Annotated in this window: 22 protein-coding genes and 1 other annotated feature (1 of these 23 running past the window's edge); of the genes, 4 read left to right on the top strand and 18 right to left on the bottom strand. The window is 52.7% G+C overall.

Going from position 1 to position 26,004, the window contains the following annotated elements; all coding sequences use genetic code 11:
• The 9 genes from MYS68_RS11750 to MYS68_RS11790 form a co-directional block, all read right to left on the bottom strand.
• Positions 1-1,578 carry a SagB family peptide dehydrogenase gene (locus tag MYS68_RS11750; RefSeq protein ID WP_248926018.1) on the bottom strand — a complete coding sequence of 526 codons (1,578 nt, stop codon included), beginning with the start codon at positions 1,576-1,578 and terminating at the stop codon, positions 1-3.
• A gap of 60 nt (positions 1,579-1,638) precedes the next feature.
• On the bottom strand, positions 1,639-3,582 hold the full coding sequence (locus MYS68_RS11755; protein WP_248926019.1) for a TOMM precursor leader peptide-binding protein: 1,944 nt from the start codon (positions 3,580-3,582) through the stop codon (positions 1,639-1,641).
• Complete coding sequence (locus MYS68_RS11760) at positions 3,579-5,495, bottom strand: putative thiazole-containing bacteriocin maturation protein (protein WP_248926020.1); 1,917 nt, start codon at positions 5,493-5,495, stop codon at positions 3,579-3,581. The genes MYS68_RS11755 and MYS68_RS11760 overlap by 4 nt, the downstream gene beginning before the upstream one ends.
• A gap of 158 nt (positions 5,496-5,653) precedes the next feature.
• Positions 5,654-5,965, bottom strand: a complete 312-nt coding sequence (locus MYS68_RS11765) for a heterocycloanthracin/sonorensin family bacteriocin (RefSeq protein ID WP_248926021.1) — start codon at positions 5,963-5,965, stop codon at positions 5,654-5,656.
• 225 nt (positions 5,966-6,190) lie between these two features.
• Complete coding sequence (locus tag MYS68_RS11770) at positions 6,191-7,849, bottom strand: b(o/a)3-type cytochrome-c oxidase subunit 1 (protein WP_248926022.1); 1,659 nt, start codon at positions 7,847-7,849, stop codon at positions 6,191-6,193.
• Positions 7,850-7,874: 25 nt separating this feature from the next.
• Entirely contained in the window at positions 7,875-8,345 is a 471-nt protein-coding gene (locus tag MYS68_RS11775) for a cytochrome c oxidase subunit II (protein WP_248926023.1), read from the bottom strand.
• Between the two features lie 38 nt (positions 8,346-8,383).
• The gene (locus tag MYS68_RS11780; protein ID WP_420852112.1) at positions 8,384-8,560 is read right to left on the bottom strand and encodes a cytochrome c oxidase subunit 2A; all 177 of its coding nucleotides are present in this window, start codon (positions 8,558-8,560) and stop codon (positions 8,384-8,386) included.
• A gap of 274 nt (positions 8,561-8,834) precedes the next feature.
• Positions 8,835-10,192, bottom strand: a protein-coding gene (locus MYS68_RS11785; protein WP_248924449.1) for an IS1182 family transposase whose coding sequence is annotated in 2 segments (ribosomal slippage) — positions 8,835-9,628 and positions 9,628-10,192 — 1,359 coding nt in all. Because the reading frame shifts where the segments join, the coding sequence is not laid out codon by codon here.
• Positions 10,193-10,384: 192 nt separating this feature from the next.
• Positions 10,385-11,095: a Crp/Fnr family transcriptional regulator gene (locus MYS68_RS11790; protein ID WP_248926024.1), complete on the bottom strand. Its 711-nt coding sequence runs from the start codon at positions 11,093-11,095 to the stop codon at positions 10,385-10,387.
• 294 nt (positions 11,096-11,389) lie between these two features.
• Between MYS68_RS11790 and MYS68_RS11795 the strand changes: the two genes are divergently transcribed.
• The 3 genes from MYS68_RS11795 (at position 11,390) to MYS68_RS11805 (ending at position 13,660) form a co-directional block, all read left to right on the top strand.
• The gene (locus tag MYS68_RS11795; protein ID WP_248926025.1) at positions 11,390-11,827 is read left to right on the top strand and encodes a GAF domain-containing protein; all 438 of its coding nucleotides are present in this window, start codon (positions 11,390-11,392) and stop codon (positions 11,825-11,827) included.
• 83 nt (positions 11,828-11,910) lie between these two features.
• Entirely contained in the window at positions 11,911-12,564 is a 654-nt protein-coding gene (locus MYS68_RS11800; RefSeq protein WP_248926026.1) for a response regulator, read from the top strand.
• Complete coding sequence (locus MYS68_RS11805) at positions 12,557-13,660, top strand: PAS domain-containing sensor histidine kinase (protein WP_248926027.1); 1,104 nt, start codon at positions 12,557-12,559, stop codon at positions 13,658-13,660. Before MYS68_RS11800 ends, MYS68_RS11805 begins: the two co-directional genes overlap by 8 nt.
• Positions 13,661-13,665: 5 nt before the next feature.
• On the opposite strand, the gene mobA is transcribed toward MYS68_RS11805, so the two are convergent.
• Positions 13,666-14,295 carry a molybdenum cofactor guanylyltransferase gene (gene mobA, locus MYS68_RS11810; RefSeq protein WP_248926028.1) on the bottom strand — a complete coding sequence of 210 codons (630 nt, stop codon included), beginning with the start codon at positions 14,293-14,295 and terminating at the stop codon, positions 13,666-13,668.
• Between the two features lie 230 nt (positions 14,296-14,525).
• Here mobA and hcp point away from each other — a divergent pair, with 230 nt between their 5' ends.
• A complete protein-coding gene (gene hcp / locus MYS68_RS11815) occupies positions 14,526-15,821 on the top strand; it encodes a hydroxylamine reductase (protein WP_248926029.1) in 1,296 nt (431 codons plus the stop codon).
• Between the two features lie 88 nt (positions 15,822-15,909).
• Here the strand turns inward: hcp and MYS68_RS11820 are convergent, their stop codons facing one another.
• From MYS68_RS11820 to asd, 8 genes are all read right to left on the bottom strand, one after another.
• Entirely contained in the window at positions 15,910-17,562 is a 1,653-nt protein-coding gene (locus MYS68_RS11820; RefSeq protein ID WP_248926030.1) for an S-layer homology domain-containing protein, read from the bottom strand.
• Positions 17,563-17,715: 153 nt separating this feature from the next.
• Complete coding sequence (aac(2')-IIb, locus tag MYS68_RS11825; RefSeq protein ID WP_248926031.1) at positions 17,716-18,438, bottom strand: kasugamycin N-acetyltransferase AAC(2')-IIb; 723 nt, start codon at positions 18,436-18,438, stop codon at positions 17,716-17,718.
• A 301-nt stretch (positions 18,439-18,739) separates the two neighbouring features.
• Positions 18,740-19,903 carry an iron-containing alcohol dehydrogenase gene (locus MYS68_RS11830; RefSeq protein ID WP_248926032.1) on the bottom strand — a complete coding sequence of 388 codons (1,164 nt, stop codon included), beginning with the start codon at positions 19,901-19,903 and terminating at the stop codon, positions 18,740-18,742.
• 54 nt (positions 19,904-19,957) lie between these two features.
• Positions 19,958-21,349, bottom strand: coding sequence for an MATE family efflux transporter (locus tag MYS68_RS11835; protein WP_248926033.1), 1,392 nt, complete (start codon positions 21,347-21,349; stop codon positions 19,958-19,960).
• Positions 21,350-21,577: 228 nt separating this feature from the next.
• The gene (locus tag MYS68_RS11840) at positions 21,578-21,823 is read right to left on the bottom strand and encodes a hypothetical protein (protein WP_248926034.1); all 246 of its coding nucleotides are present in this window, start codon (positions 21,821-21,823) and stop codon (positions 21,578-21,580) included.
• 68 nt (positions 21,824-21,891) lie between these two features.
• Complete coding sequence (locus MYS68_RS11845; RefSeq protein WP_248926035.1) at positions 21,892-23,694, bottom strand: cache domain-containing protein; 1,803 nt, start codon at positions 23,692-23,694, stop codon at positions 21,892-21,894.
• A 179-nt stretch (positions 23,695-23,873) separates the two neighbouring features.
• The gene (locus MYS68_RS11850; RefSeq protein WP_248926036.1) at positions 23,874-24,656 is read right to left on the bottom strand and encodes a hypothetical protein; all 783 of its coding nucleotides are present in this window, start codon (positions 24,654-24,656) and stop codon (positions 23,874-23,876) included.
• Between the two features lie 138 nt (positions 24,657-24,794).
• Complete coding sequence (gene asd, locus MYS68_RS11855) at positions 24,795-25,880, bottom strand: aspartate-semialdehyde dehydrogenase (protein ID WP_248926037.1); 1,086 nt, start codon at positions 25,878-25,880, stop codon at positions 24,795-24,797.
• A gap of 106 nt (positions 25,881-25,986) precedes the next feature.
• Positions 25,987-26,004: a binding site (T-box leader), on the bottom strand; it runs 244 nt beyond the window's last position.

Here is a 26,004-nt window from a genome sequence, read left to right on the forward strand (position 1 = left end):
CTAGCTGTGCAAGCTTCCTTCCAACCGCGGCCTCTGACGGTAATATCCGATCGGGATTTGGATGAGACTGGTTTTTCCTGACGGAGATAATTTGTAAATCTCATCGCATAAGCCCGAATGAAATCCGAGCAGAGGCCGGCCTCCCATTCCGACGGCGGCTGCCGATAGCAGCAGGCGGTGTACCAGCAATCCCGCTTCCATCTGCTGAATACGGTATCCCCGGTACCCCAGTACGGATTTGAGATGGTCTCTGTCTCCGGCCACGTGAAGGCAGAGCGGCACTTGGAAAAGATTGATGTTGTCCAGGGACATCCCCTGCTGCAGCCGCGGCCGGTGATCCCCGGGAAGTATTCTTCGCAGCGAATGAGTTGCCCGGTCATAGCGATATGCGCCGTCCGGAATCCCTTCGACATTATACAAACAACAATACAAGGATAAACGGTTCGTAACCTTATCGGGCGATTCGTTCAAATCGTTGTGATAATCCAAGGAATCGGCCGCCTCCCGCAGCAGAGCGGCCGCATTCGCCAGCTTTATATGGCTTAGCACGAACTCCCCTTCGGGCGAATAACGCTTTCGGCAAACTGTCGCCAGATCGTACGAGAGCCGGTTCACTGAGGGCATATATATGGCCTGCAGCCCGCTTTCAACAAATCCCGCCGCTTCGACGCATCGAAACGAATCCGCCCGATCCAGCATCGACGCCTCGTTCATTCTGGCCAGCATCGGGTACTCCTTCACGTTTTGCGACCTCACGAAGTGTTCGTGCCGAACGGCCGGAAGCTCGCGGCACAAATCGGATGCGAAAACGGCCTTTTCCCCATTTGCTTGATTATGAAACCAAGATGCCGCAGGCCCCGTTGAAAGCGGTACAATCGCATACACACTCTCTTCCCGCTCAGTCACTCCCAGCAGATGATGGATCGCCCGATCCAGAAACTGGTAATATACGCCCGATTCGAATCCGAACCGTTTCGCCACTTCAAGCAGTTGCCCGATCAGTACGCCCGAATCCAGTCCTTGCAGTCGATAGGCAAAGTTGTTGTACTTATAAAAATTTTTCCAAAACATAACCGACACAAATACAGCGGCAAAACAACCCGGCATATCGCACCGGTTGCCCAAAGCCCGGGACAAATAATCATCAAAATTGCCTTCACGAAGCGAAGCCAACCGATGGTGAGCCGCATCATAATGATAAATGCCGGCAGGTACGTCCGCTATTTTCAAATATACGTATAATTCGTTCGGATACAGTCCACCGCCGGATGGAACAAATCGCCGATATAACTGCAGCGGCTCCGTCGGCGATGGCACGGAATTCGCAGGCGCGTATTGGCTAAGCCGACCGAGTCCGTATGCATGCCAAAGCAGATGGCCTATCGCTGACAGATCGGGACCGGCGGGCGATTCGAATCCGGCCAGCGTCAGCGGCACTTCCGGGGACAAGGGTACGACCGGCCGTCTGCGGTACAGCTTATATGTAAGCGGCGCGTCGTCCCAATCGATCTCCCAATCCGGCGGTTTGGACTCGAAAGTATCCGCATGGAGATCGAACACGAATTTTTCCAGACTCATCGTTCTCCCTCCTTAAGGCGATTGCGGCAGCCGAGTCGAAATCATCGTCTTTCGCGTTTGTTATGGGAACGGGTGCGGATGCGGGTTGAGCTCATGCGGAAAAAGCGGGCGTTTCGCATAACCGAGCAGCTCCGGCACCTTGAGCACCCTCTCCAGCCCCGCCACACGGGTGAGATGATGACCGAACGTCATCGGCAGCATCCCGGGAATCAGTACTTTCACGCAGTACAATTCGTTTCGTTTCAGTTCCGGAGTCGTCTGATCCACCACGATCACATCGAGGTTCAACCGGCGGAACGCCTGAAGGACGTCCTTCAAGTCATCCGTCAGATCCGGGTAAGCCGGCATCCGGTTAAACTCCTCCTGAAACGTTCGCAGAGGGCGGTTTTCCTCCAGCAAAAACCGCAGCCGCTCTTCTGCTTGCGGCAGTGCGTACAGCATCGAATGGTCCTCCATCCCGCGTACGAGCGACGGGTCGTGGAGCATCTGCACATACCGTCCCCGGTTCGCTTCGAACTTCTCGTCCAGCGTCAGCATCATCCCCGATAATTCATGAACCGCGCCTTTTACCGCACGAACCGGATCCGGATGAGCTCCGGCCGCGCATATCAGGTTGACTCCCTTCGGTTTCCGGTTTTTAGCTATCGCCCAAATGCTGGGGATGCCGTTTTCCATAGTCGCGTTGTACAAGTGCAAATCAAAGCCCGCCACCGTCTCGAGCCGGCTGATCATGAGCTCCAGCTCCGGATCGTTCGCGGAACGGGGGTCGAGCCTGGGGAGCGGCAGCCGCGCATACCATGTAAGCAGGAACGAATCCCTTTCCACCACTTCCATGATGCCGTAGAAAATAGCCTCCTCCCGACTGCCCCCGAGGGCGCACCCGTTGGACGTTTCATAGACGAATCCTTGGCCGCAGCCCGAGCTGTAATAGGCGAGCTGCTGCGGAACGAGAATCGCTTTTTGTCCGAGCAGCGAATAACCCCAAACCCATTCGATTGGCTCGTCGGGATGAAACGGCTTGAACGGAAACTGAGGCCGCTCATACTGCTCTTTCGCGTATAAGCCTACGGTGACGGGATCAAGCGCTTGGTCCGCCAGATTGCGATAGCTGCCCGTGACCGTCGGCCTTTTACCGCGGGGCGTCATGCCGCAGTAGCGCTCCAGCCCCTCCATAATGGCGGTAAGCTCGCTTTCCGCATAGGAATGCGTTCGTCCTGCCGTAACTTCATCGTGGGCAAATATCGGGAGATTTACGCTGACATCGGCAAAAGGCGAAACGAGATCCATCATTTTTCCATTGAGGAAACCGGTCTTGTAATCCAGATAATCATCGACCAGAAAACGCTTCAAATCCTTGAGCGGGCGGCAGCGGTAACTATTCTCGCCGATCTTGCGGCTTGGACCGAGCGAAACGCGGGCATCTGCAGGCGTGTCATCCGGCAATCGTCCGCAAACGGGGCACAGCGGATCCGGCAAATAGAAGTGGTTTGAGCAGCCCATCGTTTTCATGTCTATGAAAAACATCCGTTCCTCACAGCGGGACCGCTGGCCCAGAAGCGCCTTTTGCGACTCCGCGGCGAGAAGGTACGCCATCTGCAGCAGGCCCGTACGCGATGCCCAAGCGTCGCGCGGAATTCCCCCGGTTTCCGCCAGCCGCTGCTGCAGCGCCCACATCTCCCTGCGGTCGCGTCCCGCGAGAAGCCGACGGGTGTCGGCACATTGCGAACACCCGGATATACCGGGGCGACTCAGCGGCCCCACGATACCCTCGCCGAAGGCAACGAACGCTCGCAGCCACGGAATGCCCGCCGACCTAAATCGCTCCTCCGCCTCGAGATGAACGGAAGGATGCCACGTATCGTGCAGCACTAACGCGAAATCCGCCGCTTCCGGCACCCCTCCCTTAAAATCGCTTTGTCGTACAATTCGGCATATGCCGGACATCTCTTCGCAGACATAGTCCGCGAGCTGCCCTTCGCCGATAATGGCGACCGTTTTGTTCACCGGGACCCCTCCTCTCGCAGCATAACGCCGTACACTCCTTCGAGGCCCTCTTGCAAAAACGGTTCCACGGCCAGATCCACGATGTAAATCTGCTTGCCGTTCCTCTTTACAATTTGCAGCGCTTCCTGCAAAACATTCGGCTCTGTGGCGGCTTCCATGGCCGGGACGGCAACGTCAACCGCGACCTCGCTGCCAAGATGAACGGACGATGCTTCCAGCGTCTGTGCCGTGCGGCATTCGGAGTGATTCTGCGCGTGATACAGTGCCGCTTTCAGCGCCTTTTGCAGCGCCAAGGTCGTGTTCAAGCCGGCACTGCCGTACCATTTATCGCCTGCACCTACCCAAACGACAGGGAACCCGCACAAATCTTTCCCTAGAGCTAACGCCGGCGCCCCTCTCATCACGGTCAACGACTCCAAATAAAACCGGCATCGCTTATCCTCCAACCGGCTTATCCGCGCCCGCGCGACAGGCTGCTTCCGAATCGCCGGTTCCAGGGCCAACCGCTTGGACAACCAGGCTTGCAGGCCTCGAATAGCCGCTTCCGCGGCGGTTTCCCCGGCTCCGATTCCGACCGTTTCTTCCGTTCTTAGAAGCATGCCGGAAAGCCGCGATACATACGCTTCAATCCCGGACAAACCCGCTTCCCGCCGCGCCTCCTCGTGCGTCAGACCCGAACAGACGAACTCCGGCAGCAGTCCGGCGGGTCCCGCTGCCAGCGGATCGACTGCCTGGACGCGGCACTGAGAGAGCGGAAGCTGGTGCAATTCGCCCTCTTCCCAAATATGGAAAATCCCCGTATGAGCCGAGGTCAATCGATTAAAATAAGCCAGCAATGTGCTTGAAGCGCTTCGGTTCGTTCCCCCGTCAAGCCGCAAGTTCGACAAATGAACCCTTTGGACCGCCTTGTAACCATGTACCAATGGGTGCGGTATGAATGAATGCCAGCTTCCTTCCAACGTTTCCAGATCAAGCAAATAAAACGAATTTCTTTTCTCCGATACACCGGTAACCGTTTTAAACAATTCGAATACGATCAAATTGGCCAGCATGGCCCCTGCTGTAGACGAAAAGGCATGCAGCTCCGGATCCTTATGAACGGCTGATTGGTGCACCCTACGCCATGCCGATTCCCAGCATCCGTCAGAATCCGGGTAGACAACCGGTCCCGCCATTCCTGTCTGATGAAGACATACTGCCGGCAGGAACATTTTCTTCTCCGCTTTGCAAAGCTTGTTCAGAAGCCGGAGCTCTTCGGCGTCTCCATCCTGAGACACATACAGAATCGCCGGGAACGGCTGCAGAGCGTCTCGCCAGCCGTCCTCCCCCGCTTTCTCCAAAGTGATTTCTTCGAGAAACACCTCGGGATCCGCTTGCCGGGCTTGCTCCGCCAATTCCTTGAGCCGCTGCCGATTCGTCGGCACGGAATCCGTTATCAGCATGCGGATTCCGGGCAGACCGGACTCAAGCAATGCCGATACCAGCGACACGAAAAACGGGCCGGACCCGACCGCAAGCACCGCAGTCTGGCGATAGCCCTGAAACCGGTATGCGCCGGAATCGCCGAAGCTGTCCAAAAAAGCTATCTGTGCCGCAAACTTATCGACGACGGCATCCGTCAATTGATGCGAACGTTCTTGACTCGCATCTCGAATAAAGCCCTTTTGGTGCAGCACCTCGGCAATTTCATACACCCGGTCCCGGTGAGGGTTCGGCAATCCGTTCGTCAAATCCGCCAATGTATGCTCCCCGTTGAACATTGGGATCAGTTTTTCAATCCACCGGTCGATCATCTCGCCTTCCATTCGAAACGTGCCCAGATTGTTGCGAAAATAGACGCCGTCGTTTGGAACCGGGAGAAAAAATGTGTCGACCTTTACCTTCGGTCGCGCAGATGGGGTCAATGCGGCCATTTCAGTCCTCCTGTCTATGAAATTTTACAATTTGTTACAACATCCGCTCTTCCTATCATATGTACGCCTATTCGTCCCACATGCCTTGCCGGGAATATGTAGTTGCCCCTGACAGCTCATCGCTGTCAGGAGCGTGCTTTTGTCCGCAGGCGAATGACTTAACGGCAGCGGGGGCCGCAAAAACCGCCGCAGCGATGAAAACCGCCGCAAAAGCCTCCGCAGCGGAATCCTCCGCAAAAGCCACCGCAGCGGAACCCTCCGCAAAAGCCTCCGCAAAAGCCACCGCAAAAACCGCCGCAGAATCCAGTGCAAAAGCCGATGAAGCCGGTACAGAAGCCGACGCAAAGCCGCGACGGATCTTCCGGAATCTGGCCCGCATACTGCGGGACTTCTCCATTCCAAGGCGTCATCTCGCCTGCCTGAAACGGGGAAACGTTCAACTGTTGAAGCTCATTTTGGAATTCATTCATTTTAAAAAACCTCCAAATTAATTTTTTTGATAATGACCAGAGTTCCAAGGAAACGTGGAACGGTATCGAAACATGATTCCAATTTATGGCGAAAACTCCGCACTTGTTACTGATTCAAACGCCCATTTTATGGGCATTTGTCCCCTTGCCGGGATGCCTACCGTTATTCAAATATCAAAATGCAAAAGGACTGCCCTCATCTGAGGACAGTCCCAGCTTTATGCCTTACCACGTTCGATATCCTTTGGAGCCTACGCCGGCGTTACCGATCAGGTCCATGACAGGCACGGTATACGCCACCAAAATCAGCACCGCCAGCACTCCCACCCATACACCCCAGCGTTCAAATATCGCAGGTGGTTTCTCCGCCGCATCGCCGGTCTCGGCGATCGGGAATTGCTCGGGAGCTCCTGCCGCCTTCGGCAGAAGCATCAGTTTGACGATGTTGAAGATCATCATCACAACGGCGATGAAAAGAATCGTGCCGCCGACAGCCATCGCCACGTGATAAGGAATCCAACCCAGCGCGTCCGGATTATCCTGATACGTGGTGTACGCCGTCCGTCGGGGAGATCCGAGCAGGCCGACCGTATGCATGGAGCCCGACATGAAAAACATGCCGATGCACCATACGATCGTCTGAGCGATCCCCATCCGGTGCATGCGCGGAGTCAGCACCCGTCCCGTTACAGCCGGAATCAGCCAGTACGCAATGCCGAAGAACGTCAGCGCCACGCTTGTAGCCACGGTCAAATGAAAATGTCCCGTCACCCACAACGTGTTATGAACCAAGGCGTTCATCTCATGGCTGGCGTTGATGATTCCTCCGGCACCGGCAGGAATAAAGACCAGCATGCCCATAAACGGGGCGAAGAAACGTACGTCTTTCCAAGGAAGCTTTTTCAGCCAGCCGAACAAACCTTTGGCTCCGACCTGCCGTCCGTGCATTTCGAAGGTGGCGAATAAGGAGAACGCCGTCATCAGAGAGGGGACGACGACCATGAAGGTCAGAACGACCTGAACATATTTCCATACGCTTGGGATTCCGGGTTCCATCAGCTGATGGTGGAAGCCGACCGGAATCGAAAACAGCAGAAACATAATAAACGACAAGCGGGCCAGCGCATCGCTGAACATTTTGCCGCCGATCACCTTCGGAATGACCACATACCAGCACATATAGGCCGGAAGCAGCCAGAAGTACACGAGCGGATGCCCGAAATACCAGAACAGCGTGCGGCTCAGCATAATGTTGACGGTTTCCGTCCAACCGAACGACCACGGGATGAGCTGGAACAGCACCTCGATGGCGACGCCCAAGGTCGCGATAATCCACATCAGCATGGTCACCACCGTCATAAATACGAAGATGGGCGTTACTTGGCCCGGATGTGTTTTTTTCCAATAGCGGTAATTCATAAACATTCCCGCCCCGCTCATCCAACTGCCGACAACGACCAGCACCAGAGAGACGTAAAACCACGGCGACGCTTTCAGAGGTGCGTAGAAGGTATACAGTACCGTCGCTTTGTTCAGCAGTATGAGCACCGTCGCCCATAACGTGCCGACGGTCATCAGGCCAAAACCGAGCCAACCGAACGAACGCGTGATGCGCAGCAGGTCTCCGCCAAGATTTCTGGCCAGTCCCGCAAACAGGAAACCGATGATAAAGTAGGTGGTAAAAACCAGCGCCATCAGAACGCCGTGTGCAGTCAGAAGCTGGTAGTAGCCGATGCCAAACGGCAGCGGGACGTTGCCGCCGCGGACAAGCCCTTGCGCCAGCCCGGCGATACCGCCGAGCAGGAGAGCCAAGAAGGCGAATAAAATGTGGGCCATCACGAGCTGCGAGTCTCCGCGGTCGAATCGATGATTGTTTGGTGACATGAGGAACGCTCCCTTTCGTCAAGCTTTACTTCACGATGATCGTCGTAGCCATCATTTCGTGAGCCGCACCGCAATACTCGTTGCACAGCACCAAATATTCGCCCGGCTTCGCAAATTTATAGGTGAGATGGTTGATTTCTCCGGGTATGACCATCATGTTGACGTTAGTGCCGACAATCTCGAATCCGTGAATCACATCCGGGCTGGTAATATGAAAATGAACGGTCGCCCCGGCCGGTATTTCCATTTTTTCCGGGGAATATCCGAACGCAAAAGCCACCATATAGGCTTCGTATTCGTTATCTCCGATCTTTCGAAGCCCCGGGTTGTTAAACGGCTCCGTCTTCAGCACCGTCTCGGGATCTACCGTGTGCCTGTGCTCGCCGGGCGGCTGCATGCCGTTCGCAAAAGCGCCGACACCGACCACGCCCAGAAACACGGCCAGCATAGTAATGCCGAAAGTCAGCCAAATTTTCTCCAAACGATGAATGTGCATTTCTTTTCACTCCTTTCCCGAGTTTTCAGCGATAACCGTTAATTTCGGTGCAGGAAGAGCGCAAATGCTCCTGCCCAAGTCAGCACCAGAAAAAATCCGAGCAGCATGACCGAAGCAAATGTCCCCTTCAGCGATGATTCCTTATGCTCTGTCTGCATTGTCCGAACGCTGCCGAGCTCATCTTTCGTCATTTTCGCATGATGCGGTTTTGCCATGAACGTTACCTCCCTTTGGCCCGCTTGATTTCAATCACGTGCTCATTGTAGCCGGGGACAGTTAGCGCCAACTATGACCAAGGTCACATTCCGCCGCCTGCGAAAGTGAACGTTTTATGACCGGAAGACCACTTCGGCAGAAAAAAGAGGCTGTCCTTCAAGCAGCTCTACCTGCTTGAAGCGACAGCCGTCAGATTGTTGACAAAGCCCCGGTTTTTCGGGGCTTTTGTAGGATCATTTTTTGAATTTAGCCCTAAAAATAGAAGATCGCCTCTTATCCGGCCCTTTTAGCCAGGATATTGGCGATCTTTTTAATGTTTTGACATAGTGCAGTCAGTAATGCTTGCTGCTGCACTTTGTTTCGGCCGCGGAACCGGCAGTAGCGAAGCCCATGGAGCTCTTTGGCATCCGCGAAGCTTCGCTCAATCGTCTGGTATCGTAAGCGGTAGAGATATTTGCCGGACTTGCTTCTACCGTTTTGTTTTACCCACTCTTTACTATCCTGCCATACATGCCTGGTGATGACTTTTTGGTGATTCCGGGACCGGGTACATTCTTTGAGCATGGGGCAGTTCGCACAATGATTCGGATCCGACTTATACTGTCTGTAGCCTTCGCGATCCGTTGTCGTATATTTCAATTCGTGTTTTTGTGGACATATATACACATTGTTCTCCGCATCATACTTAAATCGCCACTTAGCCATTAATCCTTTAACTGGGGTAAAGGCTCTACCTCCGATGACCGCGTATATTTTCTTGTCTTGAAGCTTTTTGCAAATGTGCGACGTGAAGTAACCTGCATCCAGTGCGACGGCTTCCAGTGTTTTTTCGAATTTAAACTTCTTGATGATATGTTCCAAACGCTCTATGTAAGGGACAGAATCGTGAACATTGCCGGCAGTGACGTGGACATCCATGATGATGTTGTATTTGTGGTCGACGGTCCGATGATCGAGATAGAAAAAGCCTTCCGGCTTACCGTCCCGCACCATATAACCGCTCTCCGGATCGGTTGTGCTTACCTTCGTTAGTTTGGTTTCTTCCACCTCCTCTCGTGGCTTTAAAGCTTTTTTCCATGAGCCTCGCGATCGGCACGAATTGCTTCGTCCAGTTCTTCCATGTAGGCCTTCGTACTCTTGGTTACTTCCTCTTGAACAAACTTTCGTTTATTCGCATTGGCCTTAAGATGAGTTGAGTCGGTGATAAGTACCCGACCGGCAACGAGACGATGTTGAATAGCAAGCAGAACGACCCGGTCGAAGATTTGTTGAAGTACATCGCCTTCTTGAAGACGTTCACGAAAGTAGCTAAGGGTGCTATGATCCGGCACGCGATCCTTGAGCCCAAGCCCCAGAAACCATCGATAAGCATTATTAGAGAAAACCTCTCTTTCCAACCGTCGTTCGGAGCGAATGCCGTCAAGATACCCGATCAATAGCATCTTGAAAAGCATGATGGGATCTGCCGAGGGACGTCCATTATCCTCGCAGTAATAAGGACGGACTAAGTCGAGAATAAAGGAAAAGTCGATATGCTTATGTACTTTACGAAGAGGATGATCTGGATGAACCAGTTCCTCGATACACACCAATTCATATTCATTTTGGACATTCGGATTAGAGCGAAGCATAGGATCCACCGCCTTAAGAGTATATTTACATTATAACATATTAACGCGGTAATTTGTTAAAGATATTGAACGAAAAAGTAGCCTGTTGGGTTTTTCAACAGGCTGGAGGCTGTCCTTCAAGCAGCTCTACCTGCTTGAAGCGACAGCCGTTTCCCTCAACTATTTTATTCCGGCGCGCTGCTTCGGATCGGATTACATCCGGCATATTTCTTTCGGGCAGTTTTCGCACCGGCAAACGTCCCGCAGGTAGGCCAAATCTTTTATAAGAATATGCCCGTCTTCATACTCCACGACATCTTCTTTTCTCAGGTCGCTCAACATCCGGTTGACGCTTTCTCTTGTCGCCCCTATCATATCGGCCATTTCCGTATTGTTAAGCTTCAAATCCACATAAATATGCGGGCCGCGCGGCACTCCGTACGAATTGCAAAGTCTGACCAGAAGCGAACAAAGCGCTCCCGTCTTTCCGTACATCATCAAGTCCCGGAATTTCGTCTGCGTTATCCGGTGCATGAGCCCCATCCATTTCATGAACTCGATAGCCAGATCCCCATGCTGCCAAAGGAGCACCTCCAGGTCCTTCCGCTGAATGACGCCGATCTGCGCATCCTCCGTCACTTCCGCACTGAAGGCGTGCACCGAATCCTGAAACGGATCCACCTGTCCGAACAGGTCGCCGTTTTGGTGAATATACATCGTCAAGTCCCGCCCGCTGTCCGAGCTTTTCAAAATGCGGACTCTCCCCGAGTGGATAAAAAACAGCTTATCGGCAGGATCCCCTTCCCAGAACAAATATTTCCCTTTTTGCACGTCCTTTGTATACATAATGCTTCTGAGCAGTTCGAAGCTCTCCTTCGAAATAAATTCAAGAATGCCGTTCATTTGACTTTTCGCAGGCGTCATTTCGACCCTCTCCTCTCGCGACTCTCGGTAATTCCATCATATCCGATTGCGCCTGCCGCAATAATCGGGAGTTTTCCTGATTTTTCGCGGAAAAACCCTTACCGGGAAGTGAGGAAAATCACACTGCCTTCCATATCTTACCGACCTTTTCACAGGGAATATTACGGCAGCCTGCAAGGGAATTCCCCGACCCGAACTTCAGGGATTCCCCCGAGATACAAACTCATGCCGCTTCTGTACAATAGGAATTATATTGGCAATCTGTCCTATTGGATCCGAGGGAGGTCCGTCAACATGGGAGTGTTGGGGCTTCAAATCATACAGGAACTGGAGCGGCTGTCTCACTTGACATCAAGCGACTTGGCCGCTCTTTCGTTCAACACCGCCCGTGAGCCTCAAATCCGCTGGCGGTACGTCTATGGGAACCGGAGCGAAAGATATAAACAGATGGTTCTGAAGCCGGGCGTAGGCCCCGCCGGAATTACTTTGCGAACCGGGCAATCCGTGATCGGGGACGTACACGGCAAGACCGGTTTCGATTGTCCGTTTATGTTGTCCGAGCAGCTTAAGTGCGCCGCTGCGCGGCCGATAAGGAGAGCTGATCAGATCATCGGCGTTTTGCTGTTCGGCCGGCGTTCCCTGCTGCCTTATCAGGATTCCGATCTGGCTTCCTTGGACGAGGAACTGGGTCGTTTGAATGCTAAGTTAAACGATCTGACAGGAATGGCGTAACATCTTTGCATGCTTTTAGCAATTTGTTATGATGAAAGGAATGCAGCGGCCGAGCGGCCGAGAATTTAAGAAAGGAGCCGGATATGGTCAAAATTTTGCTGGTTGACGATCACGCCGTAGTCCGTTCGGGGCTCAAAATGCTGCTGGGCAGCAAGGAACAGCTTGAGGTCGTCGGGGAAGCCGCCGACGGAAACGAAGCGATTCAAGCGGCGCTTATTTTGCGTCCCGATGTCGTATTGATGGATTTAAACATGCCCCACGGGAAAGATGGCCTAACCGCAACCGCCGAAATCAAGAAACTTCTCCCGGATACGGCTGTTCTTATCCTCACGATGCATGACGACGCCGAATATTTATTCCGCGCCATCCATGCGGGGGCCTCCGGTTATGTTTTGAAAAGCGCGCCTCATGAGGAGCTCCTGACCGCAATTGACACGGTTGCCGCAGGGGATGCATACCTTTACCCCACCGCGACCAAGCGGCTTATGGGCGAGTATGTGGACATGCTAAACCGCGGCGATACGGCGGGGACTTATGACTTGCTGTCCGATCGGGAGAAGGAAATAGTCGCTCTGATCGCCAAAGGATACAGCAATAAGGAAATTGCGGAGCAGCTGGTCATCAGCGTGAAAACCGTGGAAACGCATAAAAGCAACGTCATGGAAAAGCTCGGGCTCAAAACGAGGCCCGAGCTGGTCAAATACGCCGCCAAGAAGGGGTTGCTGAATTTTGAATAAGAAAGAACAGACGGCGCATCCTGAAGTGATCGGCCAATATGTAGACGATCTGCTGCAGCAGATCGATGCCCATATAGCGGATTCGGCGTTCCGTACGGAGCTCAAGCAGTCGCTCAAGCAGCTCTCCGATTTGAAATTCGCGCTGGATGAATCCTCCATCGTAGCCGTCACCGACCAGCGCGGTAAAATTCAATACGTGAACGATAAATTTTGCGAAATATCCAAATATGAGCGGCATGAACTGCTCGGACGGGACCACCGGATCATCAACTCCGGTTATCATGGCAAAACATTCATGAAAGATCTATGGGATACGATTTCTTCCGGCCGCATATGGAGAGGCGAGATCAAGAACAGGGCCAAAGACGGAAGTTATTATTGGGTCAACACGACCATCGTTCCTTTTCTTGACAAGAACGGGCAGCCCTACCAATACCTTGCGATCCGCAATGAAGTGACCCAATTGAAAAAGGTCGAGCAGGAGCTGCAGCAAATGATGACCCATGTCATGCAGGTGCAGGAAAACGAACGCAAGCGATTTTCACGCGAGCTTCATGACGGGATCGGACAAAGCTTGTTTTCTTTGCTTATTCAAATCGACAGGCTTCTTGTCGATCATCAGAGCTCCGAGCTCGCCGACCTTCGCAACAGCGCTGCAGCCATTATCGAGGAGGTCCGCGGTTTGGCCTGGGAGCTTCGGCCCTCCGTTCTCGACGATCTGGGCGTCGTTCCGGCCATTCGTACCTACATCGATAATTATTCCCGGCATTACGGAATTGAGGTCGATTTCGAATGCAGCTTGCGCAAGCGGCTGGAGGGCAACAAAGAAACGACCATTTATCGCGTCATTCAGGAGGCGCTCACGAATATCGGCAAATACGCCGATGTATCCAAGGCTTCCGTTAAAGTTCGGGAATTCGCAACGCATATCGATGTTGTCGTCAGCGATAGCGGCAAAGGTTTCATCCCGGACGCCTATTCCTCGGGCGTAGGTTTGTTCAGCATGGAAGAAAGAGCCCGGAGTGTCGGCGGCCAGCTGAACATCCGCTCCGAGCCCGGCCAGGGAACCACCGTAACGCTCACGGTACCTAAATAACGGATTTACATTTCCATTCGCAAATACCGATTTTTCACGGACTCGAACCAGGCTGCAAGCTCGTCGTAATCGTGCCGGGTATCGATCGACTTCACAAAACGGCAGTCGATGCCGCACCGATGAAATTCTGCCTCGCTGAGCTCGCGCCAGACGATTGTTTTCAGCAAACGACTCAGCTCCTGCTCCCCTTGATCCAGCAAAGCCAGGATATGCAGAACGCAGCTTTTATCGAATACGCCATGAAACGGGTATGAAATATGATTCACAAACGGGATGACCGCTTCGACCCCCTCCTCCTTCTTTTCAAGCAGCAGCATGGCGGCCTGTATGGAAATGAACGGCATATCGCAGCCGACCACCCACACATTCCGGTTTTTGGCGAGGGTCAGCCCGGCATGCATCCCGCTGAGCGGCCCTTTGCCGGGGATGTAATCCGTAATAATCCGGATGCTCCGATCCACGGTTTTCATGAAAGGTGCAGGATCGTTGGTTACGATGATGATCTCGCTGCAGCCTTTTTTCATCTCCCGAATTTGCCGTTCGACAATCGTCTTATTATCCACCAGGAGAAAAGCTTTGTTTTCTCCGCCCATCCGACGGTTAGGTCCTCCGGCGAGAATTACTCCTGACAGCATGTTCACCCTCTCCTTTACTTAATTGCGATTCTGCTGATGCTATTACACCATAGAAAGCGGATTCCCGCAGTGATGTGCATCACGGACACGTTCCCGCATACTCCCCTTCCCTCTTCTCCCGATCTTTCGAAATCCTTAACGCGTGATCTACCTCACTTCTTTCAACATCAAGCCGCCCTATACTGAAGGTGAATGAAAACCAACAAAACAAATATAAAGGAGATGGCTGCATGTTTTGTTATCAATGCGAGCAAACGCCTCGCGGAGGCTGCAGAGTGGTCGGAGTATGCGGCAAGGACGAAACTATCGCAAGCTTGCAGGATACGATCGTTTTTGCATTAAAAGGAATCGCAGCTTATGCCACCCACGCCAGACAGCTCGGCTATTCCGATCCGGAGGTCGACCGCATCACGCACGAGGCGCTGTATATGACACTGACCAATTCGAATTTTAACCTGCAGGAGCATATCGACATGGCGATGAAGGTCGGTTCCGCAGCGGTGCGAATTATGGACGTGCTTGACCGGGCGCATACGTCGCATTTTGGCGTACCCCGGCCCGTCACCGTGTCTCAAAACAAAATCGAAGGTCATTCCATCGTTGTCACGGGACATAATTTATACGCGCTGGAGCAGCTTTTGCAGCAAACCGAAGGCAAAGGAATCAACGTGTACACCCACTCCGAAATGCTGCCCGCCCACGGGTACCCGGAGCTGAAGAAATACTCCCATCTTAAAGGAAACATCGGCAAGGCATGGTACGATCAACGAAAATTGTTCGAGTGGTTTCCGGGTGCCATCCTCGCGACGACCAACTGCGTCATGCCGATTAAAGGGGCTTATGCCGACCGCTTTTTTTCCTATGATGTGGCCGGGCTTGAAGGTGTCACCAAAATGATTGGCGAAGATTTCGCCCCATTAATCGAAAAGGCTTTATCTTTGCCAGCCGTGCGGATCGAATCCGGGCAGGTTCTCACTACCGGCTATCACCACGAAACCGTAATCGGACTCGCTCCGGAAATCATTCAGGCGGTGAAAGACGGCAAAATCCGCCGCTTCTTCGTGATCGCCGGTTGCGATGCGCCGGGGAAAGAAGGCGATTATTACCGTGAACTCGCTACCTCGCTGCCGAACGATACGGTTATCCTGACCACGTCCTGCGGCAAGTTCCGGTTCAATGACGTCGATTACGGTACGGTCGGCGATACCGGCATTCCGCGTTACATCGATCTCGGGCAGTGCAACAACTCCGGCTCGACCGTCAAAATCGCTCTAGCCCTGGCGGACGCCTTCGGATGCGGCGTGAACGACCTGCCGGTCAGCATCGTGCTTTCGTGGTTCGAGCAAAAAGCGGTTGCCATCCTGCTCGGCTTGTTCAGTCTTGGAATAAAGGACATCCGCATCGGGCCTAAGGCACCGGAATTTATTACCCCTGGTGTGCTGAAAGTCCTGACCGAAATGTTCGGGCTCAAGCTCATTGGCGAAGCACAGCAGGATATGGCGGACATGCTCGGCCTATCTCACTAATACTCCGGCTGCCCGGCTTATAAATTCTTATTCTATTGCAAAAGTCCCCGGCTCAAATAAGCCGGGGACTTTTATGATCGGTTCGGAGTTATTCCTCTTCATCGATTTTTTGTTTCTTATAAACGTAAACGTCGGAGGATACCCGCTTCCCTTCGGGGGTTGTGGCTGTCAGCGTAAAGCGGGTCACATTGCCGACGACACGAACGGTTCCGTCGGTGTCGATCGTCACCGTACCTACGGGCTCGCTGCCGGTGTCGCCTATAATATCCTCCGGTAAGAACATAAGGCCCAGAGCAAAGTTATAGCTTTGGATTTCGTCTTGCTCGTATTCGTTGCCGTAATTATCGACCGCCTTGAGGTCCATCTTTTCAAAAGCATTGAAGGCGCCGGCATACACATTACCGGTTACCGTGGTTACGTACTGATTAAAGGAAAGGTCTCTGGCCTCAAGCGTTTGCACCATCACCCTTTCATTTTTCACGGTAACCGGAATCGAAACCTGCTTTCGTTTGTCGTCACCGGCGGCATAGATGATATTAATCGTCGCCGTACCTTCCTTGACGCCGAGGATATAGGCCTTGTGGTCCTCGGATACAGCCGCCTTGACGATCGTCGGATTCGTCGAAGTGGCGGACTGGACAAGGCCGGGCAGCACTATCTCCTCGCCCGAAGACGTTTTGGCTTTAATGACTACTTCCGTGGCCAATTTGCTGAGCGCCGGATTTTCCGCTTCTTCTCTGGTCGCATACCCGTTTGCCCCTGTAGCCGATCCCGTGATCCCGCTGTCAATTACGTTGCCTATTACGTAAGAGGACGCCGTTAAATATTGGATATTGCCTGAATTGCTGGTCGTGCCGATCGTGAGCGAGCCGGTCGCGGATCGGATCGCCGAGCTGTCCAACCCGCCCAATGTTACCGTGTAATAACCGATGCTGAGCGCAGCGTCGTTCTTTAGTGTCAACTCAGCGGATTTTGCGTCGCCGGACCAGGCCACATCCACAGGGATCACCGTTCCGTCTTTGCTGAGCGTTAAGGTTGCCTTAACCGTATCCACCGGCTGGTCAAGCGTCACCTTGACGACATGATCGCCGGACGCCTGAACGGAGGAAACGGAAACCTTGCCCGTGTTCTTTGGTCCGTGAGAAGCCTGCCATGCTCCATAGGCTCCTATGACCAGGTCCGCCCGGCTCGCTGCGTCGCCGCCGCTTTTATCAACGGGATGGATGCCGAGATCGGCCGCCTGTTTCACCGCATCCGCATACCATGGCTGTACCGAAGTATTAACCGCTTTACCGAGTCCCTTGACCAAAACGGTGTCCAGCTGTCCTACGGTCACATGCTCGCCCGGAGCGAATGTGGTATCGGTTACTCCGTCGATGAGTCCGGCAGCTTTGGCCGCCTCGATATACGGTATGGCCCAGCCGTTTGCGGCATCGTCAGCCTTAACGTCGGAGAAGCTGGAGGTTTGAAGCGTATTGTCGACTTTGAGGCCGAAGATAAGCGCAGCGACCTTTGCAAACTGGGCTCTTGTCATGTTTTGCGTTATGCCGAAGCTATCGTCGGATACCCCTTCGAAGATGCCCTGGGACAGCAGCGTATCCACCTTGTCTTTAAGGCCTGCGTCCAGATTCGTCAAGTCCTTGTAATCGGCCGCTGTTTTTGCCGGCCCGGCCATGACGGCGTTTGCGGTCATGGATAAAGCTACGGCAGCCGCGGCAATCAGGCTTATGCTTTTTTTCATTATGAAGGGTCCTCCCGATATGTTGGAAAATGAATCTATTACTCATAAGCATACTATTATTTTAGAGCAAAACACAATCAATTGGGCCTAGCGGTCCGCTGGGAATTCACCCATGATTTAACATGACTTTGGAAGTCGCTGCCCTGCGACCAATCAAATGACCGTGAAATTGACTCCGTAATAAAATAAAGACGATTTTCTGGCGACGGCTTGAGATGCGGTATTATCCCACGAGGTGCTGTAAAGCGGAATGGCTCCCGATTTCCGTACCTCCGCTGCCCATCCGGCCACAACCTCACCGGCATAACCTTTTCCGCGAAACTCCGGCAAGGTCTCAAGACCGGCTTCATGCGCCCCGGAGGTGATGCGAACGCTGCGGCAGATCGAGACCGCCCGATTTTCGCACACTAACGCGGTGCAAGGCTGAGCGTAGTCTATTTCCGATGCCAGCCATTCGAATCCATCGCCTAATAGATCCGTCATATTTTCCCGCGTGATGCCGACGACCTGCATGATCGGCGCGGTTTCGCTCGGTACGAGAAAGCAAGGTCCCATCGTAAACCGCTCCCCTTGTAATAGACTCATGTATGCTTCAAAATGTTTCGGTTTCGTACGGAAATCCCGGGCGATCGGTTCGTCGGCGCACAACGTCTCCAATTGCGCAATAAGGCGATCCGGAACATCATACCGGAAACGGCTACAAACCGCTCCATCTATAGTTCTTCCCAAGAAAAAACGAGGGGCAGGCGCTTCTCCCGGCCAAGGTTCGTTTATCGTGCGAAGCCTTGCATTCGTATCGTGTGTAAACATCGCTTCGATATGCAGCTCCATCAGCTCGAGAGCGGATAAATCCCGCGGCGTGTTATTCAAACTCATTCTCCTTCCCGAATCATGTCGTTTATCTCATTTAGTTCCTTCGTCTGCAGGTTCGAGACCGTATGCCTGTTTCAGCATCGATTCCAGTCGGCTCATCCTAATTTCCCTCCTCCTTAAATCGTTCACCTTGTCTCGGCTTCGGCATTAACCGATTACAAATATTATCCTCCCTATAAACCTTCACAAACAAGGAAGAGTATCGCTATAACGGAATTCAACTTGCTTCTTGATCCAAAACGAAAAACTCCCTTAGCCCGCGTACGCGGCAAGGGAGTTCTTTCGCTGTGAAGATCATGCGGATTTACAGTGAGGCGCGGTAAATATCAAGTACGTCTTCGCGGCTTAGCTTTTTGAAATTGCCGAACGGTCCGCCCGCCGACGCTTTGTCCGCCATCAGCTCCAGCTTGGCATCGTCGATGCCGTAGTCGGCCAGGCGCGACGGAGCGCCGATTGAGGTCCAGAAGCTGCGAAGCGCTTCTATCCCTTGCAAAGCGACCGTCCGGTCGTCTTGGCCATCCGGGTTGATGCCGAACACGTTCACGGCCATCTGCTTAAAGCGCAGCACATTTTCGTCCAGCACATGTTTCATCCAGTTCGGAAACAAAATCGCGAGCCCGCCCCCATGCGGGATATCATACACGGCGCTGACCGCATGCTCGATATTGTGCGTCGCCCAGTCGCCGCGCACGCCCATGTTAATCATGCCGTTCAGCGCCATCGTGCCGCAGTACAAAATCGTTTCGCGGTGCTCATAGCTTTGCAAGTCGTTCAGCAGTTTAGGCGCTGCAGTTATGACCGTGCGAAGTATCGTTTCACACATGCCGTCCTGGACCGGAATATTGGGCGTATGATTGAAATAATGCTCAAACACGTGGGACATGATATCGCAAATGCCGTAAATGGTCTGGTCTTTCGGGACCGAATACGTAAATTCGGGATCGAGAATGGAGAATTGCGGGTACGTGTAAGGACTGCCCCAGCCAATCTTTTCCTGCGTTTCCCAATTCGTAATGACCGAACCGCTGTTCATCTCCGATCCGGTCGCGGCCAAAGTGAGCACGGTACCGAACGGCAAAGCTGCCGAAGCAGCGACGCGACGCGTAATGATGTCCCAAACGTCCCCGTCATAACGAGCTCCGACAGCAATTGCCTTCGTGCAGTCGATGACGCTGCCCCCGCCGACCGCCACCAGTCCCTCGATGTCATGTTCCCGGCAAAGCTCGATTCCTCGCTTTACCGTGCTCAGACGCGGATTCGGCTCAACGCCGGCCAGCTCGAAAACGTCCGCTCCGCTGCTTCGCAAATGATTCAGCACGCTGTCGTAAAGGCCGTTCCTTTTGATGCTGCCTCCCCCGTAAACGAGAAGCAGCTTTTTGCCAAGGCCGGCTGCTTCGGCGGAAAGCTGATCCAGCGAACCTTTGCCGAAAATCAATTTGGTCGGGTTTTTGAACGTAAAGGAGTTCATTGCCATTCGTCCTTTCCAGTGAATTTGACATGACTTACGATATTCCGCGTTTGGTTACGGGCGGCTTGCCGCCTCCATCAGACGGGCGCTGCGCCAGTTGCCGAAACGGTAATACAATATGTTCAGCACCGCCGCGATTGCGAAGCTGATCGGAAAGCTCCACCAGATCATATCGAAGCCGTATTGATGACCGTAATACGATGCCAGAGGAATCCGCACCAGCAGCAGCGCAATAAACGAAACGACAAGCGGAACGACCACAGCCCCTGCCGAACGGACGACGCCGGCGACGACGTTGAAGATGCCGAAGATGATAAACGACCACAACGTAATATTGTTGATGTGCATGCCCAGATCGATGGCTTTGCCCTGCAGGGGCAAAAACAAGCCGAGCGCTTCGCGGTTAAACAGGTGGATCACGACGACGATGAGCCCCGTCAGACCGATGTTAAAAGCGACGCCGGTCCATGTAATCCGGCGAACCCGATCCCATTTGCCCGCCCCGATATTTTGCGAAGCCATCGATGTTACCGCTCCTCCGATCGCCATCGCCGGCATCTGCACGTAGCTGGAAATTTGGTTGGCCACGCCGAAAGCCGCCGTCGCTTCGGAGCCGAAAGCATTGACGATGTTGATCAGCACCAAATTGCTGAGAGATATGACGACGATGTTCAAACCCATCGGCAGCCCCTTGCGGATCAAAAGCCCGATGAGCGGCCAATCCAGCCGCAGCAGATGGATGTCTGCCCTTGTGATGCGGAGAAAATATTTTTTCGCATACAAATAAATAAGCAGCAGTGCAAAGCTGATCAACTGAGCGATAAACGTGGCGATGGCCGAACCGCTGATATCGAGCTTTGGAAACGGGCCGATCCCGACAATCAGCAGCGGGTTCAGCACCACATCCAAAATCGTCGACAGGAGCAGAAAATAAAACGGCGTTTTGGCGTCGCCCGAACCGCGGAGCACCGCCATAACCAGATTGAAACCGAACATAAACGGGATGCCGGCAAAAATGAACTGCGTATAGCTGACGGCCATTGCTTTCGCATCCGGCGGCGTGTTCAGCAGGTCCAATATGTGCGGGGTAAACACAATGCCGGCTACACCGACGATGATCGACGTCAATGTGAAAAACACGGTGCTGGTCCCGACCACGCGTTTGGCTTCTCCCACTTTTTGCGCGCCGAGATTTTGTCCGACCAAAATGACGGCGGCCATAGATATGCCGAAGATGAGACTAAGCAGAAAAAACAAGATGATATTTGCGTTCGATGTGGCGGCAAGCGCTGTCTCGCCCAGAAATTTGCCGACCCAGATGGAATTGATCGAACCGTTGAGCGATTGAAGTACGTTGCCTAGCAGTATCGGCAGCGAAAATAAAAACAGCGTCTTGCCGATAGGTCCTTCCGTCAAAACGGGCCTTGCCTTCGCTTGCGCTTTCATATCGTCCTCCTTATTCGTTGCGTAAGACGCAGCAGCCAACCTGTACCCGGACGGCGGCGGCGCCGGGGCCATCGCCTGCTCGCAGACACCATCATTCTGGCGCAATTTGCCATAATCTTTATTGTACGCCTATCCCGCTGGGGAATCAATGAAAATGCGGCATACGAATGCAACGAACAAAAACCTGCACGGCCTGTAACGGCGCGGCAGGTTCTGGGACTTCAAGCGTCAGGACGAAGCGCCGTCATTCATCGCGGCTTGATCTTCCGCCAGTTGATCGACCGCAGAGTTTGCAGCCGATTCGTCGCTGCCACTTTCGAGCGCCTGGTTTACGGCCGCTTGCGAATGGCGCAGCGAGCGTTCCGCCTGTTCGACCTGCTGGTCGGTCGGATTATTCAATGCCGACTCCACCGCGTTATGCGAATGTTCCACCGCATTTTGCGCCTGGTTCGCTTTATTTTGTTCATTAGCCACCAAGGGTGCCTCCTTTCGTTTTAGGCTCCCCTTTACTATGATACATATATTGGTAATTTATACTTCCATCATCCGGCGAATTGAAGAGGGTGTCTGATTGATACCAAGGTGCCTCTGCCGTGACAGGAGGATAAGTTGATCCCGTAGGGTTCGCCGTATTTTAGAAAAATCCGCGAATGAACATTGGAAATGCCGAGGGAATTTCTCCGCGCGATTTCAGGGGAATGCCCGTTCATCGTGATCGCCCTTAAGTCGCTAACAAGCTCCGATTTCGTATTCTCCGGAATGCCGTCGCCGTTATCCGCAATTTCTATGACAAGATCGTTTACTTCGTCATAAACACGAATGGAAATAACGGTATCCCCATCCCCCGAATGCACCGCATATTTGACGGCATTTTCCACGATAGGCTGAAGTGTGAGTTTGATGACCAGGCAGCTGTAGTATTTAGGGTCCACAGTAATATCGCTTCGGAACTTTTTCGGAAACCGGATCCGGGCCATTTCCAAATACTTTTCCAATATGGTCAGTTCTTCCCGCAACGTCACCTCATAGTCCGATATTTTCGCCGTATATCGGTAAACCTCCGCAAGATTTCCCGCCATGCTGACAACAAGCTCATTGTTATGGAGATAACCGATGCTTTTAATCACATCCAACGAATTGTAGAGCAGATGAGGGTTAATTTGATTTTGCAGAGCCTGGATGTAAGCTTCCTTCTGACGCAACCGGGCATGAAGCTCTTGAAGCTTCAAGTCGGCTATAGTATGAAGCTGCCCTTCGAGCTGCCGCACCATTTTATTGAAGCTGTTATTTAATTTTTGAAATTCGTTGCTCCCTTGCTGAAAATCCGCCCTCGTGTCGTAATCCCCCGCTGCCACCTTGTTCATGCTGCTCTCCAAACGCAAGATGGGCTCGACGAACAAATTCGATAAAACCGGGACGATAAGAATAACCATGACAGCAATAAGGACAAAAGCGCTGATCGCCGAGCTTTTGGCCGTATTGAGGCCGCCGGCCATCTCCTCGAACGGGACGATCGCCACGACCCGCCATCCCGTCGCTTTGGAGCTGTGTGCGGAAACCAATATTTGTTTTCCTTCAAAAAACTCCGTACCGACGCTTCCTTCCTGAGGAATATGAATCACACTCAGCGGCGTACGCGTAAGACTCGTTCCCCGCCACTCGCTGTTGCTATGATAAACGATCGTATCGTCATCCGAGAGCATCATGAAATGACCCGATTTTCCGATCTTCGAACGTTCCAATGTGGTCTCGATTTCAGAAAGGGACAAGTCGATAACAACACATCCGATGAGCGTCAGATCCGACCGACTGTACACAGGCATCATGATCGAAATCACGGACATCCCTTGGCTTTGCGGATAATTGATTCTGTAAGTAGGCAGCAGTACTCTTTTCTCCGGAACGGGCAAATGATACCACGGTTCCGCCATATAATCGGGCTCCTTAAAATTAAAGCTGGGCGCGGCGATGACCCGGTTATCGGCAGACTTCAAAAATATGCCGACGACTTCCGAATATTGAAAAGCTACGCTGCGGCGAAGCTGCGTCTCTATTTCGTCCACCTCGAACAAATTCAGCTCTCTGCTTTTGTCCATCCACGCTTGAATCAAGTCCGAATCGGCCAATGTCCTTGTAGATCTGGAAACCTGCTCCAAATAAAACTCAATATGATCGTTTAACCTTTTGGTCGCTTCGTCAGTGACTTTATGAAAGTCTTGTTTCACCGTATGGCTGTAGTAGATGTGAAAAAAGACTCCCACGAGGATCATGGAAATCAGGCTGACACCGAGAAAAAGCATAGCCATACTCCACTTGATCGAAAGCTTGCTCCATAGACGTCTCATATCCTCATACCTTTTTCGATTTCTTTCTCTTAAAAAAACAAAAAAACATAGCACCAGCCTTAGCGGCCCTGTACTATGTTTCCGGTGTTCCGGTCAACCATCGATATTCCTATTAATCCAGTCGGATATATTTGGTATCCTAACATGATATTTGTATGCCGTCAATATAAATCCTTCAATTAATCCGTAAAATGATCGCGTATATATGCGGTAAGCTTTCCTATGAGCTGCCCTTTAAAAGAATCGGGAACCGACTCCCCTGCCGGATTGGAGTAATAGTACGTTTTCTTGTCCGGTATGTATGCAAAACCGAGGTCGCTCATAAATCGTTGAATCTCCTCCGGGAGTTGATCGGTTCCGACGATTTCCTCGTAATGGTCCGTAACCCCGACACTGACATCGACATCGCCTTTTCCGGTGATGACCTCAATCATATCGCCGCTGTTCCGCGTCATCCACTGCCCTTTCGAAAAGATTGACAATTTGGCTTTTTCCAGCGCTGCGAGTCCGTTCAAGTTCAGACCGAAAATTTCGTTGATGACGCGCCTGACTTCCGAACCGGCGATCGGTTTCCCGTAGGCATCCAGGAATCGGTCCATTACTTCCGTTTTGCTCATCGACATGATCCGGGTATCCAATTCCGCTGATGCCGGATCGATGTTCAGCGTCATGCGAACCCCTTCCATAATATCCGCGGGATAAGAAGCAACGAGGCTTCCCTCGCCGCTGGCGGAGATGGTGTCCAAGCTAATGCCGAAAACGTCGTTTACAACTTCACGAATTGTGCGACCGTCCGCCCTGATTTCCTTGGATTCCAAGTATATATCCATAATTTCCGTCTTGAGCATATGTTCGATTTGGCTGTCCGAATCGGCGGAATCGGGGCTTGTCCCCAATCGCTTTCGAACGGCTTTCATCACATCGGACGGATATTTCATCCGCTCTTCCATCTTGTTTTCCATGGTGACCTCCAGTCTTATATTTTACATTGGTCAGATCAATTTCTACTAATTTTACCATAACAAACAAGGCCGGACTATGAAAAGAGAAGAAAAAAAGGAGCTGCTCAGGGGCAACTCCTCTATCGGCATTTCATCGGTTTATTTGGCTTGAATGTATCCTTCCGCCTTAAGCAGTTCGGCGATCAGCACGGCACCGCCGGCCGCTCCGCGCAACGTATTGTGCGAAAGTCCGACAAATTTATAATCGTACAATGAGTCCTCGCGCAGACGGCCCGCGGAAACGCCCATTCCGCGCTCGATATCACGGTCAAGTCCGGTCTGCGGACGGTTTTCCTCTTCAAAATACGTGATGAACTGCTGCGGAGCGCTCGGTAAACCGAGTTCCTGCGGCCGGCCTTTGAACTGCTTCCAGCGGTTCAAAATTTCCTCTTTCGACGGTTTGTTCTCAAACGATACGAATACGGTAGCCAAGTGCCCATCCGTGACAGGCACGCGGATACATTGCGTTGTAATCAAGGGCGCGGCCGCTTTAACGATTTCCCCGTTTGCCACGCTGCCCCAAATGCGCAAAGGCTCCTGCTCGCTTTTCTCTTCCTCGCCGCCGATATACGGGATAACGTTGTCCAGCATCTCCGGCCAGTCGTCAAAATTTTTGCCGGCGCCGGAAATCGCCTGATACGTCGATGCGACCACTTTGGTCGGCTTATAGTCCAGCAGCGCATGAAGCATCGGCACATAACTTTGAATGGAGCAGTTCGGCTTCACGGCAATAAATCCGGTCGACGTGCCGAGCCGCTTTCTTTGCGCCGCGATCACTTCCAGATGCGCCGGATTGATTTCCGGGATGACCATCGGGACGTCCGGCGTCCAGCGATGGGCCGAGTTGTTGGAAACGACGGGCGTTCCTGTTTTCGCGTAAGCTTCTTCCAGCGCTTGGATTTCGCTTTTTTTCATATCTACCGCACAAAAAATAAAATCAACCCCGGCGGCAACTTCCTCCACTTTCGAGGCGTCCTGAACGACGATCCGCTTCACGCTGTCAGGAATCGGCGTTGCCAATTTCCATCTGCCCTGCACTGATTCTTCATAGGTTTTTCCCGCCGAGCTGCTGCTGGCGGCAATCGCCGTTACCTCAAACCACGGATGCCGGTCCAGCAGCTGGACGAAACGCTGGCCCACCATGCCTGTTCCTCCCACAATGCCCACTTTCAATTTTGCAGTCATAGTCATCCAAATCCTTTCTCAGTAGCATATATTAAAAAGCGGTTGACGATATATCAAGTTTCTTTCTCTTACAGCAATAAAAAAATCCCACCCCCAAGACTCTAGTCTTAGGGACGAGATTTGC

The sequence above is a fragment of the Paenibacillus hamazuiensis genome, assembly GCF_023276405.1.
Classification (GTDB): domain Bacteria; phylum Bacillota; class Bacilli; order Paenibacillales; family NBRC-103111; genus Paenibacillus_AF; species Paenibacillus_AF hamazuiensis.